The sequence below is a fragment of the Stenotrophomonas sp. YIM B13575 genome (assembly GCF_042787595.1).
Taxonomy (GTDB): Bacteria; Pseudomonadota; Gammaproteobacteria; order Xanthomonadales; family Xanthomonadaceae; genus Stenotrophomonas; species Stenotrophomonas lactitubi_B.
On sequence record NZ_JBHZOP010000077.1, the window covers coordinates 1 to 21127 of the forward strand.

At 67.4% G+C, this 21127-nt stretch carries 21 protein-coding genes; 9 read left to right on the forward strand and 12 right to left on the reverse strand.

The window, feature by feature from the left end; translation table 11 throughout:
- Positions 1-71 precede the first annotated feature (71 nt).
- A complete protein-coding gene (locus tag ACFX4F_RS13340) occupies positions 72-446 on the reverse strand; it encodes a classical arabinogalactan protein 4 (RefSeq protein WP_380656019.1) in 375 nt (124 codons plus the stop codon).
- A 137-nt stretch (positions 447-583) separates the two neighbouring features.
- On the opposite strand from ACFX4F_RS13340, the gene msrB reads away from it, so the two are divergent.
- From msrB to ACFX4F_RS13365, 5 genes are all read left to right on the forward strand, one after another.
- Positions 584-1051, forward strand: coding sequence for a peptide-methionine (R)-S-oxide reductase MsrB (gene msrB / locus ACFX4F_RS13345; protein WP_380656022.1), 468 nt, complete (start codon positions 584-586; stop codon positions 1049-1051).
- Between the two features lie 101 nt (positions 1052-1152).
- The gene (gene motA, locus ACFX4F_RS13350) at positions 1153-2007 is read left to right on the forward strand and encodes a flagellar motor stator protein MotA (RefSeq protein WP_012509934.1); all 855 of its coding nucleotides are present in this window, start codon (positions 1153-1155) and stop codon (positions 2005-2007) included.
- Between the two features lie 3 nt (positions 2008-2010).
- Entirely contained in the window at positions 2011-2949 is a 939-nt protein-coding gene (gene motB / locus ACFX4F_RS13355; RefSeq protein ID WP_380656027.1) for a flagellar motor protein MotB, read from the forward strand.
- 133 nt (positions 2950-3082) lie between these two features.
- A complete protein-coding gene (locus ACFX4F_RS13360) occupies positions 3083-3592 on the forward strand; it encodes a hypothetical protein (RefSeq protein ID WP_380656030.1) in 510 nt (169 codons plus the stop codon).
- A gap of 13 nt (positions 3593-3605) precedes the next feature.
- Complete coding sequence (locus ACFX4F_RS13365; RefSeq protein WP_059065859.1) at positions 3606-3881, forward strand: DUF4031 domain-containing protein; 276 nt, start codon at positions 3606-3608, stop codon at positions 3879-3881.
- A 136-nt stretch (positions 3882-4017) separates the two neighbouring features.
- Here ACFX4F_RS13365 and ACFX4F_RS13370 read toward each other — a convergent pair whose 3' ends face one another.
- On the reverse strand, positions 4018-4560 hold the full coding sequence (locus ACFX4F_RS13370) for a hypothetical protein (RefSeq protein ID WP_380656033.1): 543 nt from the start codon (positions 4558-4560) through the stop codon (positions 4018-4020).
- A 90-nt stretch (positions 4561-4650) separates the two neighbouring features.
- On the opposite strand from ACFX4F_RS13370, the gene ACFX4F_RS13375 reads away from it, so the two are divergent.
- Positions 4651-4902: a DUF3297 family protein gene (locus ACFX4F_RS13375; protein ID WP_049466119.1), complete on the forward strand. Its 252-nt coding sequence runs from the start codon at positions 4651-4653 to the stop codon at positions 4900-4902.
- Positions 4903-5012: 110 nt separating this feature from the next.
- On the opposite strand, the gene ACFX4F_RS13380 is transcribed toward ACFX4F_RS13375, so the two are convergent.
- The 4 genes from ACFX4F_RS13380 to ACFX4F_RS13395 all read right to left on the reverse strand — a co-directional run bounded on the left by ACFX4F_RS13380 (position 5013) and on the right by ACFX4F_RS13395 (position 8154).
- Positions 5013-6656 (reverse strand): Na+/H+ antiporter, encoded by a 1644-nt coding sequence (locus ACFX4F_RS13380; protein ID WP_380656037.1) that lies wholly within the window; start codon positions 6654-6656, stop codon positions 5013-5015.
- A 110-nt stretch (positions 6657-6766) separates the two neighbouring features.
- Positions 6767-6895 carry a hypothetical protein gene (locus ACFX4F_RS13385; protein ID WP_380656040.1) on the reverse strand — a complete coding sequence of 43 codons (129 nt, stop codon included), beginning with the start codon at positions 6893-6895 and terminating at the stop codon, positions 6767-6769.
- Positions 6892-7701: a dioxygenase gene (locus ACFX4F_RS13390; protein ID WP_380656043.1), complete on the reverse strand. Its 810-nt coding sequence runs from the start codon at positions 7699-7701 to the stop codon at positions 6892-6894. The genes ACFX4F_RS13385 and ACFX4F_RS13390 overlap by 4 nt, the downstream gene beginning before the upstream one ends.
- Before the next feature lie 42 nt (positions 7702-7743).
- Entirely contained in the window at positions 7744-8154 is a 411-nt protein-coding gene (locus tag ACFX4F_RS13395) for a DoxX family protein (protein ID WP_380656046.1), read from the reverse strand.
- Positions 8155-8248: 94 nt separating this feature from the next.
- Between ACFX4F_RS13395 and ACFX4F_RS13400 the strand changes: the two genes are divergently transcribed.
- Complete coding sequence (locus ACFX4F_RS13400) at positions 8249-9130, forward strand: LysR family transcriptional regulator (protein WP_340572375.1); 882 nt, start codon at positions 8249-8251, stop codon at positions 9128-9130.
- A gap of 68 nt (positions 9131-9198) precedes the next feature.
- On the opposite strand, the gene ACFX4F_RS13405 is transcribed toward ACFX4F_RS13400, so the two are convergent.
- The gene (locus tag ACFX4F_RS13405; RefSeq protein WP_380656050.1) at positions 9199-12261 is read right to left on the reverse strand and encodes an EAL domain-containing protein; all 3063 of its coding nucleotides are present in this window, start codon (positions 12259-12261) and stop codon (positions 9199-9201) included.
- 174 nt (positions 12262-12435) lie between these two features.
- Here ACFX4F_RS13405 and ACFX4F_RS13410 point away from each other — a divergent pair, with 174 nt between their 5' ends.
- Positions 12436-14547 carry a M13 family metallopeptidase gene (locus tag ACFX4F_RS13410; protein ID WP_099821567.1) on the forward strand — a complete coding sequence of 704 codons (2112 nt, stop codon included), beginning with the start codon at positions 12436-12438 and terminating at the stop codon, positions 14545-14547.
- 247 nt (positions 14548-14794) lie between these two features.
- On the opposite strand, the gene ACFX4F_RS13415 is transcribed toward ACFX4F_RS13410, so the two are convergent.
- Positions 14795-15724 carry an oxygenase MpaB family protein gene (locus tag ACFX4F_RS13415; RefSeq protein WP_099821563.1) on the reverse strand — a complete coding sequence of 310 codons (930 nt, stop codon included), beginning with the start codon at positions 15722-15724 and terminating at the stop codon, positions 14795-14797.
- Positions 15725-16034: 310 nt separating this feature from the next.
- Between ACFX4F_RS13415 and ACFX4F_RS13420 the strand changes: the two genes are divergently transcribed.
- Positions 16035-16649, forward strand: coding sequence for a hypothetical protein (locus ACFX4F_RS13420; protein WP_025878393.1), 615 nt, complete (start codon positions 16035-16037; stop codon positions 16647-16649).
- A gap of 39 nt (positions 16650-16688) precedes the next feature.
- Here ACFX4F_RS13420 and ACFX4F_RS13425 read toward each other — a convergent pair whose 3' ends face one another.
- From ACFX4F_RS13425 to ACFX4F_RS13440, 4 genes are all read right to left on the reverse strand, one after another.
- On the reverse strand, positions 16689-17033 hold the full coding sequence (locus tag ACFX4F_RS13425) for a hypothetical protein (protein ID WP_380656055.1): 345 nt from the start codon (positions 17031-17033) through the stop codon (positions 16689-16691).
- 32 nt (positions 17034-17065) lie between these two features.
- The gene (locus ACFX4F_RS13430; protein ID WP_380656058.1) at positions 17066-17836 is read right to left on the reverse strand and encodes a LytR/AlgR family response regulator transcription factor; all 771 of its coding nucleotides are present in this window, start codon (positions 17834-17836) and stop codon (positions 17066-17068) included.
- On the reverse strand, positions 17826-19085 hold the full coding sequence (locus ACFX4F_RS13435; RefSeq protein WP_099821560.1) for a histidine kinase: 1260 nt from the start codon (positions 19083-19085) through the stop codon (positions 17826-17828). Before ACFX4F_RS13435 ends, ACFX4F_RS13430 begins: the two co-directional genes overlap by 11 nt.
- A 161-nt stretch (positions 19086-19246) precedes the next feature.
- The gene (locus ACFX4F_RS13440; protein WP_380656061.1) at positions 19247-20896 is read right to left on the reverse strand and encodes a M28 family metallopeptidase; all 1650 of its coding nucleotides are present in this window, start codon (positions 20894-20896) and stop codon (positions 19247-19249) included.
- Between the last annotated feature and the right edge of the window lie 231 nt (positions 20897-21127).

Below are 21127 nucleotides of genomic sequence, written 5' to 3' on the forward strand. Positions count from 1 at the left end.
AAAAATAAAAAAGAGCGACAGCGGGTCGCTGCGCTCTCTTTGGGTTACTCGATTGGTTTCAGGCGCTGGGGTCAGCGCTTGATCTGCTGGCCGTCGCCGGTGGGTACGCTGTCGTAGTAGCGGCCGGTGCGCGAGTCGAACACGCGGTTGGGGCCGACCGGTTTGACGCCGGGAACGATGCGGCCGTTGCGGTCGTAGACCTTGTCCGGCAACGTCGGTGCGGGCGTGGGGGCGACCTGGGCCGGGCCGGTCGAGCGGATCGGCTGGGCCGGCTGCGGCGAGGGCAGCACCTGCGGCTGCGGGCGCGATGCCTGCGGTGGCGGGGCGACAGGCGGCGGTGCCAGCGTCGAGCTGCTGCGGGTGGCGGTCGGATTGCCGGTGGGCACCTGCGCCTGGGCAAGCAGAGGCAGCAGGGCCGTCAACAGTAGAACCAGGCGGGGTTTCATGGCGCGCTCCAGGGTGGACCACATCCACCCTGCACCTGCCCCTGTGTGCCGCCCATGAACGGCCATCACACTTGCAAGCGCGTGCCGACACCCCCACGTCTGCGGCATCCCAGGCCACAACCCCACGGAGAGCCGGCATGAGCGCTTTCGATCTGACGCCCCCCACCGCCACGCAGACCGACGCCCTGGTCGCCGGGCTCAGCGCCGAGGAGCGCCGCGTGCTGCTGCAGCATGGCACCGAGGCACCCTTCTGCGGCGTGTTCCTCGACAACAAGCGAGAGGGCGTCTACTGCTGCCGGCTGTGCGCGCTGCCGCTGTTCCGCTCCAGCACCAAGTTCGATTCGGGCACCGGCTGGCCCAGTTTCTTCGCTCCGTTCGACCCGGCACATGTGCGCGAGATCCGCGACAGCAGCCACGGCATGGTCCGCACCGAGATCACCTGCGCCCGCTGCGGCAGCCACCTGGGCCACGTATTCCCGGACGGTCCGCCGCCCACCTACGAGCGCCATTGCCTGAACTCGGTCTCACTTTCGTTCACCGGCAACGGCGAGCCCTGGCCCAATCCGCTGCAGCGTGGCGGCGCGGAAGCCGGCGTGGCAGGCTGACACCCGCCGCACTGCCCTGCTGACCGACTTCACAGAATTCCCTCTTCAGAAACACCGGTGTCAGGCCGACAAGGAGATATCCCCTCTCCTTGCGTCGCGCCATGCTCATCATCGTTGGATTCCTGGTCGTCATCATCAGCGTGCTGGGCGGCTACCTCGGCGCACACGGCCGCCTTGGGGCGCTGTGGCAGCCCTACGAACTGGTCATCATCGGCGGTGCCGCGCTGGGTGCGTTCCTGGTCGGCACCCCGGCCAAGACGGTCAAGCAGACGCTGCAGGCCATGGTCGGCGTGTTCAAGGGCCCGCGTTACAAGCAGCAGGACTACATCGATGTCCTCAGCCTGGTGTACGAACTGCTCAACAAGGCCCGCCGCGAAGGCTTCATGGCGCTGGAAGACCACGTCGAGCGCCCGGCCGAAAGCGCGCTGTTCGGCAACTACCCGAAGGTGCAGGCCGATCACCACCTGATCGACTTCATCACCGACTGCCTGCGCCTGATGATCGGCAGCAACATCGAGCCGCACGAGCTGGAGCCACTGCTGGAGCTGGAGCTGGAGAAGCACCACGCCGAGGCCATGGCGCCGTCGCAGGTACTGACCAAGGTCGCCGACGGCCTGCCCGGTTTCGGCATCGTGGCGGCGGTGCTGGGCATCGTCATCACCATGGGCTCGATCGGCGGCGACATCGTCGAAGTGGGTGGCCATGTGGCCGGCGCGCTGGTCGGCACTTTCCTCGGCATCCTGCTGGGCTATGGCTTCGTCGGCCCGATGGCCTCGGCCATGGAAGCCCGTGCCGAGCAGGACAGCCGCATCTATGAGTCGGTGAAAACCGCCCTGCTGGCCTGCCTGCGCGGCTACAACCCGAAGATCGCGCTGGAGTTCGCCCGCAAGACGCTGCCGTCAAACGTGCGCCCGGCGTTCTCCGACTTCGAGCAGCACCTGAAGACGGTCAAGTAAGCCATGGCCGAGACCAAGCCCACCGTCATCGTCCGCCGGGTCAAGAAGGCCGGCCACGCCGCCCACCATGGCGGTTCGTGGAAGGTGGCCTATGCCGACTTCGTGACCGCGATGATGGCCTTCTTCCTGGTGTTGTGGCTGATGGCCAGCACCAGCAAGCCCGAGCGCGCGGCCATTTCCGAATACTTCCGCAACCCCAGCCCGCTGGTCGGCTCCAGCGCAACGCCGGCGCCGGGCATGGCCGGGCCGGGCGGCGCCAGCACTTCGATGATCAAGCTGGGCGGCGCCACCGACGTCTCGCGTGGCAACAGCAACGATCCCTTCCAGAACCAGCAGAAGTCGATACCGCAGCCGGTGGACGAACAGCAGCGCGACAAGCAGCAGTTGGAAGCGCTGATGAAGGAACTGCAGGAGGCGATCAGCCGCAGCCAGGCGCTGGAACCGTTCAAGGACCAGCTGCTGCTGGACCTGACCCCGGAAGGCCTGCGCATCCAGATCGTGGACAAGCAGAACCGGCCGATGTTCGACCTCGGCAGCGCCACCCTGAAGCCGTACACGCAGCAGATCCTGCACGAGCTGGCCGAGTACCTGAACCACGTGCCGAACCGGATCAGCCTGACCGGCCATACCGACATCACCGCCTATTCGGCCGCACGCGGCTACGGCAACTGGGAACTGAGCGCCGACCGCGCCAATGCCGCGCGCCGCGCGCTGATCGATGGCGGCATGGACGACGGCAAGATCACCCGCGTGGTCGGCCTGTCTTCGTCGGTGCTGTTCGACAGGACCGACCCGCAGAACCCGATCAACCGCCGCATCAGCATCGTGGTGATGACCAAGGCCGCCGAGGAGGCCGCGCTGGCCGGCGCCGGGCCGCAGGTGGGCCTGTCGGCGACCACCGTGGACCCGGACGTGCAGGCCGCGCAGGGGCCAGGAAAGTAATCTGTGGGTGCGGGCTCTGGTCCGCACAGCGCTGAACCGGGGTCAGATCCCTTTCCCCATGGAAAGGGATCTGACCCCATCTACGCGCGGCCGCTACAATGGCGGTCTTTCCGTTTCCAGGTGATCCCACCCCATGTCCCAGTCCTCCAAGGCCAAGCGCGACAAGCGCAAGAAGCACCAGGCCAAGCGCCCGTTCCTCCGTCTGAACGCCCAGCAGCAGGTGCAGAACCATGCCGTGCTGGTCAACGAGGACGGCCAGGCCGTGGCCGCCATCGGCCTGCAGGGCCGCGAGTGGCTGCTGGCCATCGGTGGCCAGACCATGGGCAACGCCGACAACCCGGTGCCGATGCTGGCCATGCTCAAGCACCTGTCCAACGTGCAGGAAGCCGAAGGCCGCAAGGTCACCCTGGAATATTCCGAGCTGATGCAGAAGCTGCTCGACACGCTGGCCGAAGAAGCGGGCCAGACCGGCGAGGAGTACCTGGACAAGCTGGTGGCCGAGTTCGCCAGCGAGCAGGCTGAAGACGCAGCCGCCGAAGGCGAAGCTGCCGACGAAGCGGCTGCGGACACTGCCGGCGCCGAAGGCGTTGCCGACGCCGAGGCCATTCCGGCCGCCGACGCCGACGGCAAGCCGCAGGCCTGATCCGGCGGCGGCGGTGTCGGTCTACGTCGATGACGCGGTGCATCCCTGGCGCGGTCAGCGCTGGGCGCACCTGATGGCCGATACCCTGGCCGAGCTGCACGCGATGGCGGCGCAGCTCGGCATTCCCCCACGCGCCTTCCAGAACAAGGCCAGCGGGGCACATTACGATGTCACCGCCGAGCTGCGTGCGCAGGCGCTCGCGCTGGGCGCGGTGGCCATTTCCCGGCACGTGGATCGCGCGCAGGTGAAAGCGGTGATCGCCAACGCCAGGGCGCAGTACCGGCCGTAGGCGCGCCCAAGGAACACGAGGGCGCGATTGGCATGAACGCATCGCAATGCGCGCGGAACCTGCCGCGACACATTGGACACGATTCATCCAGCGCGGCGAGAAGCCGCCGGGCATGGCCCGGCGCTACCGGTGAATCTCAGAACGGGTCGCTGCCCAGCCGCACTTCCACGTTCAGCAGCGAGCACAGCGCCAGCAGGGCGTCGTCATCGCGGGTCAGCGCCATCCAGCCACTGAAGCCGTCGTTGCCGGCATCCACGCTCCACAGCGTGTAGTTGTGCTCGCGCAGGCGGTCGAAGGCGGTGCTCATCAGCTGCACCCCGTCCAGGTCTGCGGCGAAGTCCTCATCGTCCAGGTCGCCACCCCAGTCCAGCTGCAGGTTGAAGCGCGCCGACAGCTCGTTCACCGCCGTCTGCAGCGAATCGAAGTCATCACGCTCCACCTCGAAGCCGGACTGCCAGGCGATGGCGGTGAACAGTGTCGGCAGCCAATCGCTGTCGGCTTCCGGCGGCTGGCCGTCCTCGGACAGATGCTCGCGCCAGCGGTTGAACTGCTGCAGGGCCAGCTCTTCGTCGCCCGGATTGATCAGCACGAGCAGGTTCCAGACCCGCGCCTCGAAATCGTCCTCGTCGAAATCGTGGGCGTCTTCCTCGAAGTCGAAATAGTCGCTGTTGTCAGGCATGGCGGAACGTCCTCGGGAGCAGGTGGGCATTCTACGGTTTATCCTGTACCGCTGAAGCCGGCCGTGGTGGCCGTCACTGTGAATGAAGCGATGAGCGATACCCCTCCCGACCACCTGGCGATCAACCCGGCCAGCCCCTTCCACGATGCGCAGGCCCTGGAGCGCGGCGTCGGCGTGCGCTTCAACGATGTCGAGCGCGACAACGTCGAGGAATACTCGGTCAGCGAAGGCTGGATCCGCGTGCAGGCCGGCAAGGCCCGCGACCGTCGCGGCAACCCGATGACCATCAAGGTCAAGGGCAAGGTCGAGGCGTATTTCCTGGAACAGAAGCCGGAAGCCTGACGGCTGCCTTGTAGAGCCGAGCCCACGCTCGGCTGCTTTCTGCTCAGGTGTCATGAAACCTGGACGGAAAGCTCAGCCGAGCGTGGGCTCGGCTCTACACAACAGGCCGGTCACTCGCGCTTGCGCGATTCCAGCAGGTCGAGGTTGCGGATCAGCCGCCGTGCGATCTCGTCAGACACCACCCCACGACGGGTCAGCCGGAACAGTTCCTCGCGCTCGGCGTTGAGGCCGGCGCTGCGCAGCTGGCGGTAGCCCATCTCCATCCGGCTCACCTTTTCCGGGTCCACGTCGGGGTTGTCGCGGTCCAGATGCCGCTGATACAGCAGGCTCACCCGCGATGCGGCGTCGTTGTACAGCTGCACGTTCTCGGTGTTCTGGTTCAGCACCAGCTGCTGGCGCATGCGCTCCACGCCCGCCAAAGCCGCCTTCGAGGACAGCTTGCGGGCCAGATCCTCTTCCTTGCGCTCACCCGAATCAGCCGGCAGCTGCAGGCCCTTCAACAGCTGCGGCAGCGCCACGCTGGCGCCGACCAGCGAGCACAGGATCACTGCGGCAGCCAGGAAGATCACCAGGTCGCGTGCCGGGAACGGGCTGCCATCGGGCAGGAACAGCGGCAGGGTCAACACACCGGCCAAGGTGATCGCACCCCGCACACCCGCCACCGAGGTGGCCACCACGATGCGCCAGTTCGGTGCCTCGCCATGCTCCAGGCCGCGGCGCCGTGCGCGCAGCAGGTTCCAGCGCAGCGACAACCAGACCCACAGCAGGCGCAGCGCGATCAGTGTCGCGTTGATCACCAGCACATACACCAGCAGCCACCATGCGCTCTGGTGGCCGCTCTCGTTCATGGTGGTAGTGGCGCGTTCGACGATGCCCGGCAACTGCTCGCCCAGCAGCACGAACATGATGCCGTTGAAGCTGAACTGCAGCATGTTCCACACACCGGCACGCTGCACGCGCATGCTGCCGGACACGCGGCCGGTCATTTCCACGTAGCTCATGGAGATGCCCGCTGCGACCGCAGCGAGGATGCCCGAGGCGTTGATCTCTTCTGCCAGCAGGTACGCCGCGAACGGGATCAGCAGGTTGACCAGCATCGCCGCACCGGGCTCTTCGCCGAAGCGGCGCCACAGCCAGCGCTGGAACGTGGACACGCCGAGGGTGACCGCCACGCCGACGGCCAGGCCGGCCACCGCCACCCACAGGAAGGTCAGCGAGGCGGTCGCCAGCGAGAAGGTGCCGGTCATCACCGCCGCCACCGCGAAGCGGAAGCAGACCAGGCCGGAGGCATCGTTGAGCAGCGACTCGCCTTCGAGGATGTGCATCAGGCGCTTGGGGATCGGCGCCTTCGAAGCGATCGCACCAACCGCCACCGGGTCGGTCGGCGACACGATCGCGGCCAACGCGAAGCACACCGCCAGCGGCATCACCGGAATCATCCAGTGGATCAGCAGGCCCGCGCCGATCACGGTGAACACCACCAGCCCAAATGCCAGTTCGAGGATCGCGCCCTTGTCGCGGAACAGGCCCTGCTTGGGAATGCGCCAGCCATCGAGGAACAGCAGCGGCGGCAGGAACAGCAGGAAGAACACTTCCGGTTCCAGCGCGTGGCCGCGGTTGAATACCCCGGCGATCACCGCACCGAGGCCGATCTGCACCAACGGCAGCGGCAGCGAGAATGGCAGGACGCGAACCAGGTAACCGCTGGCGACAACGGCCACCAGCATCGCCAGGACGACTTCGATGGTGTGCATGCTTCTTCCACAGGAGCGGCGCGTGGGGCCGGAAAAACCGGAGTGCGCCGGGGGACGGGAAAAAACTTAACACAGCAGGCCGCCACTGCGGCCAGCCATCTGAATGCGCGTCAGGACCGCGACAGCAAGCGCCGCTCGAGCCGCGCCGCAGCGCTGCCCGCCCCAAGCGGCAGCAACACCCTGCCCTGCCCTTGTGCCTGGGCAGGGCGTTCCAGCACCGGCTGCAGCAGCCGGCTCATGCCGCGTTCTGAGCGCGATCTGCGCCATCGAAGCGGTACAGGTCCATCGCCAGGAAGCCGGCATCGACACCGGCATCGATGCGCTTGGCACCAAAGCCGTCCTCGCCCGCCGCACCCATCGCGAAGTACAACGGCAGCAGGTGCTCGTCGGTGGGGTGCGCACGCTCCGCAAACGGTGCCTGTCGGCGGTAATCGAACAGGGCATCGCGGTCGTTGGCGGCCAGCCGCTGCTCCACCCAGTCGATGAAAGGACGCACGTAGGGCGCTTCCTTGCCGTCCTGGTAGTTGCCCCAGTCGTGCAGGTTGTGGGTGATGCTGCCCGAGCCGATCAGCAGTACGCCCTGTTCGCGCAGCGGCGCCAGTGCACGGCCCAGCGCGAACTGATGCTGCGGGCCCAGCATCGGCTGGATCGACACCGGCACTACCGGAATGTCAGCCTGCGGGTGCAGCAGGCGCAGCGGTACCCATGCGCCGTGGTCGAGGCCACGTTGCGGATCGAGCGCCACCGGCAGGCCGGCGGCGGCGATGCGGCCCGCCACGTCTTCCGCCAACGCCGGATCACCGGGCGCCGGGTACTGCAGCTCGAACAATTCGCGTGGAAAGCCACCGAAATCGTGGATGGTCGGGGGCTGCGGATGGTTGCCGACCAGCGGCTGCCGGGCCAGCCAATGCGCCGAGGCGATGACGATCGCACGCGGTGCCGGCAGGTCGCGGGCCAGCTCGGCCAGGCGCACGCCGACCTGGCCTGGATGCAGGGCGGTCATCGGCGAGCCGTGGGAGATGTACAGCGAAGGCAGGCGGGACATGATCTTCTCCAATGACAGGAACAGGCAGCGGGCCGGGGACGATCAGCGCGAATGCAGGGTCCAGCGGCCATCGCCAAGCAGGAACAGCACGACCAGGGCCAGCGCCCAGAACGCCGGGTATTCCCAGCCACCGCCCGCGTTGGCGAAGCTGAAACCGTTGGCGCCGTGCACCGTGACGATGGTGCCCAGCAGCAGCGGCACACCGAGCAGGCCGATCCAGCGCGCGTAGATGCCGAGCAGCAGCGCTGCGGAAATCGTCAGTTCAACGGCAATGGTGAGGTAGCCGAGGACGCCGGGCAGGCCCAGCGATTCGAAGAAGGCAGCGGTACCGGCCGGGGTGAACACCAGCAGCTTGGTCAGCGCATGGACCAGGAACAACACACCCAGGGCCAGCCGCAGCAGGGTCGCGGCATACGGGGCAAGCGGGGACAGGGGAGTGGCGGTAGCGTTCATGGGGCACCTCGGTGAGGACAGGGCACAGGTTATTGCGCTCTCCATCACCGATAAATACGATGAATCGACCGTATTTATTTCAAAAGGCGCAACAATGGACACCCTGGATGCCATGCGCGTGTTCGTCGCGGTGGTCGAACGCAACGGCTTCAGCGCCGCCGCACAGGCGCTGGACATGTCCACGGCCGGGGTCACCCGCCAGGTCGCCGCGCTGGAAAAACGCCTGTCCACCCGCCTGCTCCACCGCACCACTCGCCGGGTCAGCCCGACCAGTGCCGGCGCCGCCTATTACGCGCAGTGCGTGCGCCTGCTGGCCGAGTTCGATGCGCTCGAGGCCAGCATCGGCGCACAGGCGTTGGAGCCGTCCGGCACGCTGCGCATCAACGCGCCGGTCAGCTGGGGTATCGCCCGCCTCGGCCCCTTGCTGGCCGGCTACCGCGAGCGCTTCCCGCAGGTCGAACTGGATCTGGCGCTGTCCGACCGCCTGGTGGACATGGTCGAAGAAGGCTACGACGTGGCCATCCGCATCACCCGCGAGCCCAGCCCGACCCTGATCGCGCGGCGCCTGGGCCAATCACGGATCAGCCTGTGTGCCGCACCGGCCTACCTGGCTGCGAACGGCACGCCGCAGGCACCCGAGGATCTGCAGACGCATACCTGCCTCGGCTACAGCTACTGGGCAGCCGGCGACCACTGGCCATTGCAGGGGCCCGGCGGCGAAGTGAAGGTGGCAGTGACCACCCTGCTGCGCGCGAACAATGGCGACGTCCTGCGCGAAGCGGCGATTGCCGGCATGGGCGTGATCCTGCAGCCGGACTTCCTGTTGGAGGAAGCGCTTGCCGATGGCCGCCTGGTGCGGATCCTGCCGGAATGGGAGGCCGCGCCGATCGGCATCTTCGCCGTCTACACCAGCCGCAGCCACCTCGCGCCAAAGGTGCGCAGCTTCATCGATTACCTGGTGGAAACCGGGGTGTGAGGGCGCTACCAGAGGCGTGCCCATGACACGGTAGCGCCGGGCCATGCCCGGCGAGCACGACGCGCGGCCTAGGCAACAACCTCATCCAGCTGCGCGATGATCTTCTCCAGCGGTGCCGGCCGACCCAGCAGGTAACCCTGCACCTGGTCGCAGCCATGCGCGGCCAGCCAGTCCAGCTGTCCCGGCGTCTCCACGCCCTCGGCGATGATCGTCAGCCCCATGCTGTGGCCCAGCGACAGCAGCGCCCGGCAGATCGACGCGTTGCGCGGATTGGTCTCCACGTCGGCGACGAAGCTGCGATCGATCTTGAGGATGTCCAGCGGCAGGTGCTGCAGATAGGACATGCTCGAGTAGCCGGTGCCGAAATCGTCCAGCGACACGCTGATACCCTGCTCGTGCAGGCGCTGCATGGTCTGCATCGCCTGTGCCGGCTTGCGCATCAGGCTGCTCTCGGTCAGCTCCACGTGCAGTGCGCCGCGGGCCAGGCCGAAATCCTGCTGCGCGCGGGCGAACTCGGCCACCAGATCGCTGTTGAAGAACTGCACAGCCGACACGTTGACCGCGATCGACAGCTCGCCCCACCCCGCTTCGACCAGGCGCCGCTGCGCCTGTGCCGCCGCGCGGATCACCCAGCGACCCAACGCCAGGATCAGGCCGGTGTCTTCGCACAACTGGATGAACTCGCTGGGCGGGATGAAACTGCCGTCGGCCTGCGGCCAGCGCAGCAGAGCCTCCAGTGACGCCGGGCTGCCATCGCTGGCGTGCCGGATCGGCTGGAAGTACAGCTGGAACTCGTTGTCGATGGCCGCGTGGATACGCCCGGCCAGGCGCAGGCGGTCGGCCAGGCGGGTGGTCACCGCCGCATCGAACCAGGCCACCACGTTGCCTTCGGCGCGGGCCGCGTGCGCCGCCTGCGCGGCCATGCCGATCGCCTGTTCCGCACTATGGCCTGCGTCGGCGTCATGTACCGCCACGCCAATGCGGGGTTCGAACTGGTGCAGCGAATCCTGGCCGCGCATCGGTGCCGAGACGATCTGCAGCAGATCGTCCAGCACGCGCTGGGTGTTGTGTTCCGGCGCGATCGCCAGCACGAAGTCCTCCGCCGGCTGGAACGCCAGCAGGCCAAAGCGCGCGCCCAGTCCGCCGAGGCGCGAGGCCATCGACTGCAGAACCGCATCGCCGATCTCGCGGCCCAGCGTATCGGCCACCAGCTGCAGGCCGCGCAGCTGTACATAGGCGATGGTGTAGGCGCCGGACTGCTCGTCCAGCTGTTCGCTCAGCGCGCGTACGTTGAGCAGGCCCGTAGCCGGGTTGTGGCGTGCGTGATAGGCCAGGTCGCGCTCGTAGGCCAGGCGCTCGCTGACATCCTCGGCCAGCACCAGGCATGCGGGCTGGCCGTCGAAATCCAGCTGCGACAGGTGCACGCGCACTTCAAACACCGTGCCATCCTTGCGCTGGTGCAGGCGCACCGCAGCATCCTGCAGTTCACCACTGCGCACCTGCGCGATGGCGCCCTTGACCTCGTCCCAGCCCTCGCGCGGGCGGATGTCGAGGATGCTCATCGCCAGGAATTCATCGCGGCTGTAGCCGTACTGCTGCACGGCCGCTTCGTTGACCTCGATGAAGCGCAATGTGTCCGGATCGAACACCCAGAACGGCGCGGGGTTGCGATCGAACAGCAGGCGGAAGCGGCGCTCGACCTGGCGCATCTGCTCGCGCGCCTGGTAGCGCTCGCTGAGATCGGTCAGTGCACCGATCATGCGCCGCTGGCGATCGGCCACCGCCACCCGCTGGCCGCGCGCGGCCACCCAGCGCACGGTTCCGCCGGGCAGCACCAGGCGGAATTCTTCGTCGAGTACCGCGTTGCCGGCGAAGGCCTGGTCGAAGGCCTGCTGCATGCGTGCGCTGTCATCGTGGTGCACGCGGGCGAAGAAATCGGCCACCGGCAGCGCATCGGTCTGCACACCGAAGATCTCACGCGCCAGCGGTGACCAGCGCAGCAGCGCAGCGTCTTCGTCGACGTACCAGGTACATACCCGGCCCACCTGATGGGCCAGGCGCAGCTCGGCGTGGCCGGTCCGCAGCTCTTCGGCCATCGACTGCTGCCGGCAAGTGCTGCGGCGCACCGCGTACAGCAGCACCAGCAGCAGCGCCACGTAGGCCAGCACGATGGCGATCGCCGCCTGCAGGTACGGCCACCATGGCTTCAGCACATCTTCGTCGGCCAGGCCGACCTGCACCGCCAGCGGGCTGCGTTCGAGGGTACTGATGGTGGAGATGCGCGGTATCTGGTCCACCGCGCCGGGAATGCTGCCCAGTTCAACCACTGCCTGCCGGCCCAGCAGCGTGCGTGCCGGCAACAGGTAGCGGCGGCCGACGGTGCCATCCGGATCGGGCACGCGGGCCAGCATGTAGCCATCGGCATCGCTGATCGAGGCCAGGCCGCTCGGTCCCACATCCAGACCGCCCACGATCCGCTGCAGTTCGCCGCAGCGCAGCCGCGCCAGCAGCCAGCGATCACCCTCCATCGGCAGCGCCAGCGGCACCACCCAGCCGCCGTCGTTGGCACGCTGCGGCGGGCCGATGTACAGCGCACTTCCCTGGCCCCGTCGCTGCGGATCGGTCCACAGCGGCAGCTGCAGGTCGCCCTTGCCGGCCGTCAGGGCGCGGCCGTAGGTATCGAGCACGACAATGCTGTGCAGTTCGGCGTGCCGGCCCAGCACGCCGGCGATGGCAGCGTCCAGCAGCACGGGCGCCTGCGCAGGCACCGTGCGGAACAGCTCGGCCGCATCGGCGGCGATGCCCCCCATCGCCCGCTCCAGGTTGCGCAGCTCCAGTGCCAGCAGGCGCTCGCTGCCTATCGCCAGCGCCCGGCTCTGCCGCTGCGCGGCTTCCAGCCGGCGCTGGTAATCGTTGGCCAGCATCGCGGCCAGGCCGAGCGCCAGCAGCACGCCCAGCACCACGCCGCCCCAGGTAATGGCACGCAACGGCCGGGCCAGCGCGTGTCTCAGCGCCGGCATCGGTCGGTCTTCCCTGTGCAGTCGGCTGGCTTCATGCGCGAACGATTCCTCCACATCCCCGACCTCAACGGCCGGCGGACGCCATTCTTGACGCCTCAACCTGTCCTGCATGCGCCCTCCCCCGGGTGCTGCAGACATCCAGCCCGCAGCATGCACCACGCCGGTGACCGCGTGAAGGTCGGCGCTGCGTGTTCAGCCAGATCACGCACAGTGCTGGCCCTGCCGGGCACGTCCAGCCGGCCCGCAGCGGATTAGACTTGGAGTTTTCCGCCGCAAGAGAAGTCCATGTCCAAGCTGCGCCGCCCCACCCTGGCACTGGCCATCGTTGCCAGCCTGTCCCTGGCCGCCTGCGACCGCCCGGCCGATCCGGCCGCCGGCACCGCCGCACCGGCCGAGGCGACCCCCGCTGCCGCCAAGCCGATGCTGGGCAGCTTTGGTTTCGATGCCAGTGGCATGGACCGCAGCATCGCCGCCGGTGACGACTTCTTCGGCTTCGCCAACGGCAGCTGGGTGAAGAACACCGAGATCCCGGCCGACCGCTCGCGCTTCGGCAGCTTCAACGTGATCGCCGAGAAGACCCAGGCCGATACCCGCGCGATCCTGGAAGGCGCTGCCGGCAACGCCCAGGCCAGCGGCGAAGACAAGCTGATCGGCGACTACTACGCCGCCTACATGGACGAGGCCGGCATCGAACAGCGCGGCCTGGCGCCGGTGCAGCCGCAGCTGAAGAACATCGATGCGATCGCCGACAAGGCCGGCCTGGCCCGCGCCCTCGGCGGCGACGTGCGCGCCGATGTCGACCTGCTCAATGCCACCAACTTCTACACCGACCGCCTGTTCGGCCTGTGGGTGTCGGTGGACCTGCTGCAGCCCGACCGCACCGCGCCGTACCTGGTGCAGGGCGGCCTGGGCATGCCGGACCGCGATTTCTACCTGGGGGGTGGCCGCATGGCCGAGCTGCGCAAGCAGTACCAGGCCTACATCGCGCAGGTGCTGCAGTTGGCCGGCGTGGCCGACCCGGCCGGCAAGGCGCAGCGCATCCTCGCCCTGGAAACGAAGATCGCGCAGGCGCATGCCACCCAGGAAGAAACCAATGACGTGACCAAGGGCGCCAACCCCTGGACCCAGGCCGACTTCAACGCCAAGGCCCCGGGCATGGACTGGGCCGCGTTCCTGGACGCAGCCGCACTCGGCAAGCAGCAGGACTTCATCGTGTGGCAGCCGAAGGCCGTGGCCGGCCTGTCCAAGCTGGTGGCCACCGAGCCGCTGGATGCCTGGAAGGACTACATGACCTTCCACGCGCTGGACCGCGCCGCCGCCTACCTGCCGAAGAAGTTCGCCGATGCGCGCTTCGCCTTCCACGGCACCGCGCTCAGCGGAACGCCGCAGCAGAGCGACCGCTGGAAGCGTGCGGTGGATGACGCCAACCATGCGGTCGGCGAGGCCATCGGCAAGCGCTACGTCGAAAAGCACTTCGATGCGAAGACCAAGGAACGTGCCGACGAGATGGCGAAGAACATCATCGCCGCCTTCGCCAAGCGCATCGATGCACTGGCCTGGATGTCACCGCAGACCAAGGCCAGCGCCAAGGCCAAGGTGGCCGGCCTGACCGTGGGCATGGGCTATCCGGACAAGTGGCGCGACTACAGCGGCCTGGAGATCCGCCGTGATGATCCGCTGGGCAATGCGCAGCGCGCCGAACTGTTCGAGTACCAGCGCAACATCGCCAAGCTGGGCAAGCCGGTCGACCACAGCGAGTGGGCGATGCTGCCGCAGACCATCAATGCGATGAACGTGCCGCTGGAAAACCGCCTGGTGTTCCCGGCGGCGATCCTGCAGCCGCCGTTCTTCGATGGCGCCGCCGACGACGCGGTGAACTACGGTGCCATCGGCGCGGTGATCGGCCACGAGATCAGCCACGGCTTCGACAACGCGGGCGCGCTGTTTGACGACACCGGCAAGCTGCACAACTGGTGGACGGCCGAAGACCTCAAGCAGTTCAACGCGGCCGGTGATGCGCTGGCCGCGCAGTTCAGCAGCTACGAACCGTTCCCGGGCGTGCACGTCAACGGCAAGCTGACGTTGGGCGAGAACATCGCCGACGTCGCCGGCCTGGGCACCGCTTACGACGCCTACCAGCTGTCGCTGCAGGGCAAGCCGGGCCAGACCCTGGAAGGTTTCACCCCCGACCAGCGCTTCTTCCTCGGCTTCGCCCAGGCCTGGCGCAGCAAGAGCCGCGAGCAGGCGCTGCGCAATTCGCTGCTGACCGATGTGCATGCACCGGGCCAGTTCCGCGCGCTGACGGTGCGCAACATCGACGCCTGGTACCCGGCGTTCGACGTGAAGGAAGGCCAGAAGCTGTACCTGGCCCCGGACAAGCGGGTCAAGGTCTGGTGATGTAACGCGAACGGGCGCCGAAAGGCGCCCGTTTCGTTTTCATGGGTAGATGCCAACCTTGGTTGGCGCTTTTCCGCCATCCACGCATGGCTGGAATCCACCCACCCCGCTCTGGTGGGTGCCAACCTTGGTTGGCGCTTTTCCGCCATCCACGCATGTTGCATTCACCCGGGTCGCGGGCGTGCAGTAGATCCACGCCATGCGTGGATGCGGCGCCGCGCGGCGGCGCGCCGACCAAGGTCGGCATCTACCGGGGCAATGCCGGCCACTCGCGCAACACGTCCACCGGCACCCCCACCCGTGCGCAGGCGCGGGTCGCCAGGCCATCGGGCAGCGCGCGGCGGAACAGCGGCGCCATGCCCTGCATCAGCTTGGCCGAGGCTGCGGCCTGCGCACGCTGGCGCGTGCTGCGCTCGAGCATGCCCTCGGCCCAGTCCGGCAGCAGCGCGGCACCGGCACCGAGGAATATCTCGCGTGACAGGCCGGGCACCGGCACCGGCAGGCGCACGCCGGACAGCACCTGCAGCACCTCGCGTGAGCGTTCGTCCACCACCAGCTCCGGCTGCCGCGCGCAGAAATACGCATCCACTTCCGCCTCGCTGCGCGGCACATCCACCGCGCCCAGCGCTTCGGCCACGCAGCGGTACTCGTCGTAGTAGCGGTCGGCGATCGCGGCAGGCACTTCACGCCCGTAGCGGCGATAGCCCTGCAGGAAGCCGTAGGCCTCGGTCACATGCACCCACGTCAGCAGCTGCGGATCGTCAGCGGCATACGGCTCGCCCTGCGCGGTATGGCCGCGGATCTGCGCGTGGATGCGCCGCACCTTGGCCACCAGCGCTTCCACCTCGCCTGCCGGTGCGTAGCTGGTGCCTGCCACGAAGGCGGTGGTACGGCGCAGGCGGCCGACCAGATCCTGGCGGAAATTGGAATGGTCGTAGACACCGGCCAGCGCGCGCGGATGCAGGGTCTGCAGCATCAGGGCACACAGGCCGCCGGCCAGCATCGAGGGAAGTTCGGCGTGCATGCGCCAGGTCACGCTGTCCGGCCCGAACCAGCCCGGATCGCCCAGCGGGTGGTCGTAGTCGATGCCGCTCTGGCCACGCGGAAACGCATCCAGTACCCAGCGTCGGATCGGGGCAGTGACGGGGCGGGAAAGACGGTGCAGCAACGGCGGCATCACGGGTCCAGATCGGCGGAGGGACGGACCGCGTCCTGCGCGGTACACCCCGATTCTGGGCGATCACGACAGGCACGGCGAGCCCAGCCGCTCAGCGTCGGTTTCATGTGCGCGCGCAGCACGTTTCACCCTGCGACATCTTGTCGCAGGCCATGCGATCAATGCTGCGGCGCACCAATATTCACCTGTTCAGACAGAACCCTTGTGCCGCGTGGCCTTGAGGCCATTGCACCGCTCGCTGGAAGTGCTAGAACGGAACCCGCCATACCGTCCACTGCAGATCGCCGCACGTTCCACCAAGGAGCCAGCCATGATTGCTTTGTTCAAGGGTTTGGGATTACTGCTTCGCGACAACGAGCTCTACAGCAGCCCGTTCGAAAAACAGGTCGCGCACTGGCGCAGCCTCAGCGAACAGCAGATCCGCGATGAAGTGGCGGTGCTGGCCCAGGCCAAGTGCCAGTGGCTGATCACTTCGATCGTCGGATGGCAGGCGGCCTCGCTGCTGATCCTCGGCCTGATCACCAATTACCTGTGGCGCGACGATTACCACATCACCTTCACCCGCGTGGTCGTGGTGTTCGGCTCGTGGATCTCGATCCTGTTCGTGATCTGGTTCATGGCCAACATGTTCGACCGCACCGCCGGCTTCGAGCGCTGGATGAAGGCCTTCAACAGCCGCGCCCGCATCACCTCCAAGGCCGACAGCGTCGAGCACGTGGCCGAAGCGCTGGACCTGGCTGAACACTATCCGGAAGTGCTGGACTACAAGCAGGCGGTCACCGCCAAGCGCGAGCTGCGCCACGAGGACATCCGCATCATGACCGAGATCGGACGCATGAAGCAGCATTCCGAACTGGTGGGTCGCCTGAACCATGTCGGTGAAACCGAACACCATCACGACATGACGCTGCAGCCGGCTTACTGAGCCGAACGCAATCCGGGGGGAGCCACAATGCCACCGTGCTCAGTCACGGTGGCATTGTTCTTTCTGCACGTCGCTGACGCACTGGCGGAAGTCCTTCGGCAGGCCACTGACCTTCTCGGTCTTGCCTACGGCCACCGCGAAATGGCGCAGCGGCGGCGTCGCACAGGCAGCATCGGTACTGCAGCCCGGGGCCAGCACCAGGTAGTGGCATTGCCCACTGCTGCTGGCGATGCATTCGAAACGCGCCACGCCATCGACCACCGTGCTCTTGCTGTACAGCGTGTCCACGCCGTTGGCATTCGTGCGGGTGATCGAGGTGTTGCTGGAGTTTTCGCAGCCGGTGATGGCCAGCACGGCGGCAGCTGCAAGCAGGATACGGCGCATGTTCGTTCCTCGGTGGATGGCGAAGGCCACGGCTACATGCCGCGGAACAGGCTCATGAACGGCTGGCTGACCACCAGCGTTTCCGCACGCTGGCGCAGGCGCAGCACGCCGCGGCCGGTGTCATCGCGGCTGACCGCTGCGACGGCCTTCATGTTGACGATGGTGGAGCGGTGCACCTGGCGGAAGTGCTGCGGATCGAGCACTTCCAGCAGCTCGCGCAGCGGTGTACGCAGCAGGCTTTCGCCGGCGGCAGTGACCACGGTGGTGTACTTGTTGTCCGCGCGGAAATAGATCACATCGTCGAGCATGATCAGCTGCGTATCGCGACCGTTGCTGGCGGTGATCCAGGCCAGCGGCGGCCGATCATTGGCGGCCGGGCCTGTACCGAGGCGCTGCAGCAGGCGCTCCAGCACCGCATCGTCCTGGCGCGCGGATGGCAGCCGCGCAAGAATGCGATCGCGCGTGGCCAGCAGCCGCTCGTCGCTGACCGGCTTGAGCAGGTAATCCATCGCACCCTGCTCGAAGGCATCGATGGCGTATTGATCGTAGGCGGTGACGAACACCACCTGCGTTCGCGGGCTCAGTTCGGCCAATGACCGCGCCACTTCGATGCCGCTGATGCCGGGCATGCGGATGTCGAGGAAGGCGATGTCCGGCTGCTTCTCGGCCAGCTGTTCCAGCGCACTGGCACCGTCTTCGCATTCGGCCACCAGCTTCAGTTCCGGCCACAGCCGCCCGAGCTGCTCGACCAGCGAGTGCCGCAGCAGCTCTTCATCTTCGGCGATCAGCGCTTCAAGCGGCATGGCTGGGCTCCTTGGCCGACTGCGGCAGGGTCATGGTGGCGGCTACACCACTGGGGAAATTGGCCACGATCGCCACCCCGGCCTGCTCGCCGCAGGTCAGGCGCAGGCGCTCGCGCAGGTTCTTCAGGCCGATGCCGGTGCCGCTGGTGCCCTGTCCGAAACCCAGCCCATCGTCGGCGACGGTCACGGTGACGTGGTCATCGAAACCACGCGCGAGGATCCAGATCGTACCGCCACCGGGCTTGGGCTCCAGGCCATGCTTGATCGCGTTCTCGACCAATGTCTGCAACGCCATCGCCGGCAGCTTCACCTCGTGCAGCTCGGTGGGCACCTGCACTTCCACCGCCAGCCGGGCGCCCATGCGGATGCGCAGGATCTCCAGGTAGGCGCGGGTACGCTCCAGCTCCACGCCCAGCGTGGACATCGATTCATCCACCTGCGGCAGCGAACTGCGCAGGTACTGGATCAGGTGGCCCAGCATCTGCTCGGCGCGCGCGGGGTCGGTGCGGGTCAGCACCTGGGCGTTGGCCAGCGAGTTGTACAGGAAGTGCGGCTCGACCTGCGCGTGCAGCAGGTTCAAGCGCGCGACCGACAGTTCCTTTTCCACCTGGGTCTGTTCGGCGGCGGCCTGCTCGTCGCGGCGCTGGTCGGCCACGCGGCGGCTGATCGCGCGGGTCACCGCTTCGGCGTTCTCGTAGTTGCTGCCTTCATCCAGTGCCAGCAGATCGGCCCACCAGCCGGCGTCCGGTTCGAACAGCAGGGTGACGGTGCTGGTGCCCTGCCCCGGCGTTACCGTGGCCAGCACACTGTTGCGCTTGATCGCCAGCCGCGCCGGCAGGTTCCAGCGCGATGGTTGCCGGCCGTTCCACAGGTCGACGCGACGCACATAGGCACGCACCTGCAGGCTGCCGGCAGAACTCTCCACCTCTTCCACCCGTGGCAGTTCGCCGACGGCTGCTTCGACCACCGCAAAGGCCTGGCCGGCATCCATCGGCAGTTCGATCTGCCGGCGCTGGCGGCCGGACAGCGTGGCGCCATCGAGGCGACCGGCCACCAGCCAGACCCGGCGCACGTGGGTGATCGCGCTGCCCAGCGCGGAGATCATCAGGAACATCACCAGCAGCCCGAACACCCAGCCCGGGCCGTCGTTCATGCCGCTGAAGATGCCACTCCAGACCATGCCGGCAACGAACAGCGCCGCGGCCCAGGCCAGCAGGTGACGGATGATGAGGGAGAAGCTGGCGATCACGGCGGCGCCTTGGAGGAAGGGGTGAGCCGAGCATAGAGCGGCCCTTCGGGCAAACAAGCGGTGTGCGACGAAGGGCCGGAAAGGGTGGATGGAAGCCCTTACGGAAACGCCGGGCATGGCCCGGCGCAACCAGGTGTGGCGGAGCGGCGCTCCGCCTTCCCTTATCTGCGCTGGTCGGCGCTGGCGTCACGCACGGCACGGAACGCCTCGTCCTTGCTCCAGTTCGGCCAGGCCCGCGAATTGGCCAACTGGTTGCCCAGGGTGTACAGCACTTCCAGGTCGCGGGCCGCGCCGGCGAATACCCAGTCCGGCTGCCACTCGTCGCCCTGCTGGTGGTAACGCTTGGCGGTGTAGTCCTCGGACGCCTTCTTGCCCGCCGCGACGCCACCGTCCACCCAGTCCTGCCCGGCCGACCAGGACAGCGCCGGCACGCCACGCTTGGCGAACGGGAAGTGGTCGGAGCGGAAGAACAGGCCGGCCTCCGGCTTCGGGTCCGGCGTGTAGCGGATGTCCCAGCCCTTGGCCACGTCCTTCAACTGGTCCAGCAGTTCGAAGCGCGCCGCGCCGTAGATGCCGAAATCGCGCGACGGGCCGAACGGCGCCATGCCGTCCATGTTGATCATCGCCACGGTCTTTTCCAGCGGGTACAGCGGGTGCGTTGCGTAGTACTCCGAACCCAGCAGGCCCTTCTCCTCGGCCGTCACCGCCAGGAACACGACGGAACGCTGCGGACGCGGGGCCTTGGCGAAACCGCGCGCCAGTTCGATCAGCGAGGCGGTGCCGCTGGCATTGTCCAGCGCGCCGTTGAAGATGCGGTCGCCGCGTGCATCCGGTTCGCCCACGCCGATGTGGTCCCAGTGCGCGCTGTAGAGGATGGTCTCGTCCGCATGCGTGCTGCCTTGCAGGCGCGCGGCCACATTGTGCGAGGTGATCACTTCGGTCTTCACCGCGTACTTCGCATCCAGGCTGGCGCCGGTCAGCGGCACCGGGGTGAAGTCGCGCTGCTGCGCCTTCTTCTTCAAGGCTTCGAAATCCTGCCCGGCCGCGCGGAACAGCTCCACGGCCAGATCGCGCTGGATCCAGCCTTCCAGCAGCGGGTGGCTGTCGGCCGGGTTGTCGCGCACCACGTCGAACATGGTGTTGGTGTTGGAACCGGCCACGGTGGCCCAGCCGTACGAGGCCGGTGCGGTCTCATGCACGATCAGCACGCCGAGTGCGCCCTGGCGTGCGCCTTCTTCGTACTTGTACGGCCAACGGCCATACCAGGTCATGCCCTTGCCGTCGAAATCGCCCTTGCCGGTTTCGAAGTCAGGGTCGTTGATCAGCACGACGGCGATCTTGCCCTTCAGGTCCACGCCCTTGAAGTCGTCCCAGTTGCGCTCCGGCGCCTTTACGCCATAGCCGAGGAACACCAGCGGTGCCTTGCTGATGTCGACGTTGGTGGCGCCGTTCATGGCTGCACGCACGGCAATCTGCTTGCCCTGCTCCAGCGTGATGGTCTTGCTGCCCTGCTGCAGCGACAGCTGCGGGGTGCCAACGATGTCGCCCTTGCGCAGCGGCACGGCCTGGGTCCACAGGCGCTTGCCGTCCTTCAGGTCTCCGCCGGGCTGCAGGCCGGCATCGGCGAACTGCTTGCTGAGGAAGGCGATGGTCTTTTCTTCGCCGGCGGTGGCCGGTGAGCGGCCTTCGTAGGCGTCGGAGGCCAGTTCCTTGACGTCGGCGGAGATCCGCGCGCCATCGAATTTCGGGGTGGCCGCCATCAGTGCGCTCGACACCGACAGGGCCAGCACGCCCAGTACTACTCGCTTCATTGCTCTCTCCAGCAGGGAAATCGTTCTGGAGTGTAAGGGGTTCGCCCGGGCGGCGCCCGGGACCCGCCGAAACAACGGCGACAGCCGAAGCAACGGCAACAGCCGAAGCAACAGCAGAAGCTGGTTTCCTGAGGGTAGGCGGGGTGGGGCAGCGTGCGGGGGCCGCTGCAAGTACGTCCATGTAAGCTCGGTCGCCGCATCCATGCGGCTCACGCCCCCGCACGCTGCCCC

What these genes read in the sequence shown, in the direction of transcription:
- ACFX4F_RS13340 (WP_380656019.1), bottom strand. Translation starts at nt 446, where the DNA reads ATGAAACCCCGCCTGGTTCTACTGTTGACGGCCCTGCTGCCTCTGCTT.
- msrB (WP_380656022.1), top strand. Translation starts at nt 584, where the DNA reads ATGAGCGCTTTCGATCTGACGCCCCCCACCGCCACGCAGACCGACGCC.
- motA (WP_012509934.1), top strand. Translation starts at nt 1,153, where the DNA reads ATGCTCATCATCGTTGGATTCCTGGTCGTCATCATCAGCGTGCTGGGC.
- motB (WP_380656027.1), top strand. Translation starts at nt 2,011, where the DNA reads ATGGCCGAGACCAAGCCCACCGTCATCGTCCGCCGGGTCAAGAAGGCC.
- ACFX4F_RS13360 (WP_380656030.1), top strand. Translation starts at nt 3,083, where the DNA reads ATGTCCCAGTCCTCCAAGGCCAAGCGCGACAAGCGCAAGAAGCACCAG.
- ACFX4F_RS13370 (WP_380656033.1), bottom strand. Translation starts at nt 4,560, where the DNA reads ATGCCTGACAACAGCGACTATTTCGACTTCGAGGAAGACGCCCACGAT.
- ACFX4F_RS13375 (WP_049466119.1), top strand. Translation starts at nt 4,651, where the DNA reads ATGAGCGATACCCCTCCCGACCACCTGGCGATCAACCCGGCCAGCCCC.
- ACFX4F_RS13380 (WP_380656037.1), bottom strand. Translation starts at nt 6,656, where the DNA reads ATGCACACCATCGAAGTCGTCCTGGCGATGCTGGTGGCCGTTGTCGCC.
- ACFX4F_RS13385 (WP_380656040.1), bottom strand. Translation starts at nt 6,895, where the DNA reads ATGAGCCGGCTGCTGCAGCCGGTGCTGGAACGCCCTGCCCAGGCACAA.
- ACFX4F_RS13390 (WP_380656043.1), bottom strand. Translation starts at nt 7,701, where the DNA reads ATGTCCCGCCTGCCTTCGCTGTACATCTCCCACGGCTCGCCGATGACC.
- ACFX4F_RS13395 (WP_380656046.1), bottom strand. Translation starts at nt 8,154, where the DNA reads ATGAACGCTACCGCCACTCCCCTGTCCCCGCTTGCCCCGTATGCCGCG.
- ACFX4F_RS13400 (WP_340572375.1), top strand. Translation starts at nt 8,249, where the DNA reads ATGGACACCCTGGATGCCATGCGCGTGTTCGTCGCGGTGGTCGAACGC.
- ACFX4F_RS13405 (WP_380656050.1), bottom strand. Translation starts at nt 12,261, where the DNA reads ATGCAGGACAGGTTGAGGCGTCAAGAATGGCGTCCGCCGGCCGTTGAG.
- ACFX4F_RS13410 (WP_099821567.1), top strand. Translation starts at nt 12,436, where the DNA reads ATGTCCAAGCTGCGCCGCCCCACCCTGGCACTGGCCATCGTTGCCAGC.
- ACFX4F_RS13415 (WP_099821563.1), bottom strand. Translation starts at nt 15,724, where the DNA reads ATGCCGCCGTTGCTGCACCGTCTTTCCCGCCCCGTCACTGCCCCGATC.
- ACFX4F_RS13420 (WP_025878393.1), top strand. Translation starts at nt 16,035, where the DNA reads ATGATTGCTTTGTTCAAGGGTTTGGGATTACTGCTTCGCGACAACGAG.
- ACFX4F_RS13425 (WP_380656055.1), bottom strand. Translation starts at nt 17,033, where the DNA reads ATGCGCCGTATCCTGCTTGCAGCTGCCGCCGTGCTGGCCATCACCGGC.
- ACFX4F_RS13430 (WP_380656058.1), bottom strand. Translation starts at nt 17,836, where the DNA reads ATGCCGCTTGAAGCGCTGATCGCCGAAGATGAAGAGCTGCTGCGGCAC.
- ACFX4F_RS13440 (WP_380656061.1), bottom strand. Translation starts at nt 20,896, where the DNA reads ATGAAGCGAGTAGTACTGGGCGTGCTGGCCCTGTCGGTGTCGAGCGCA.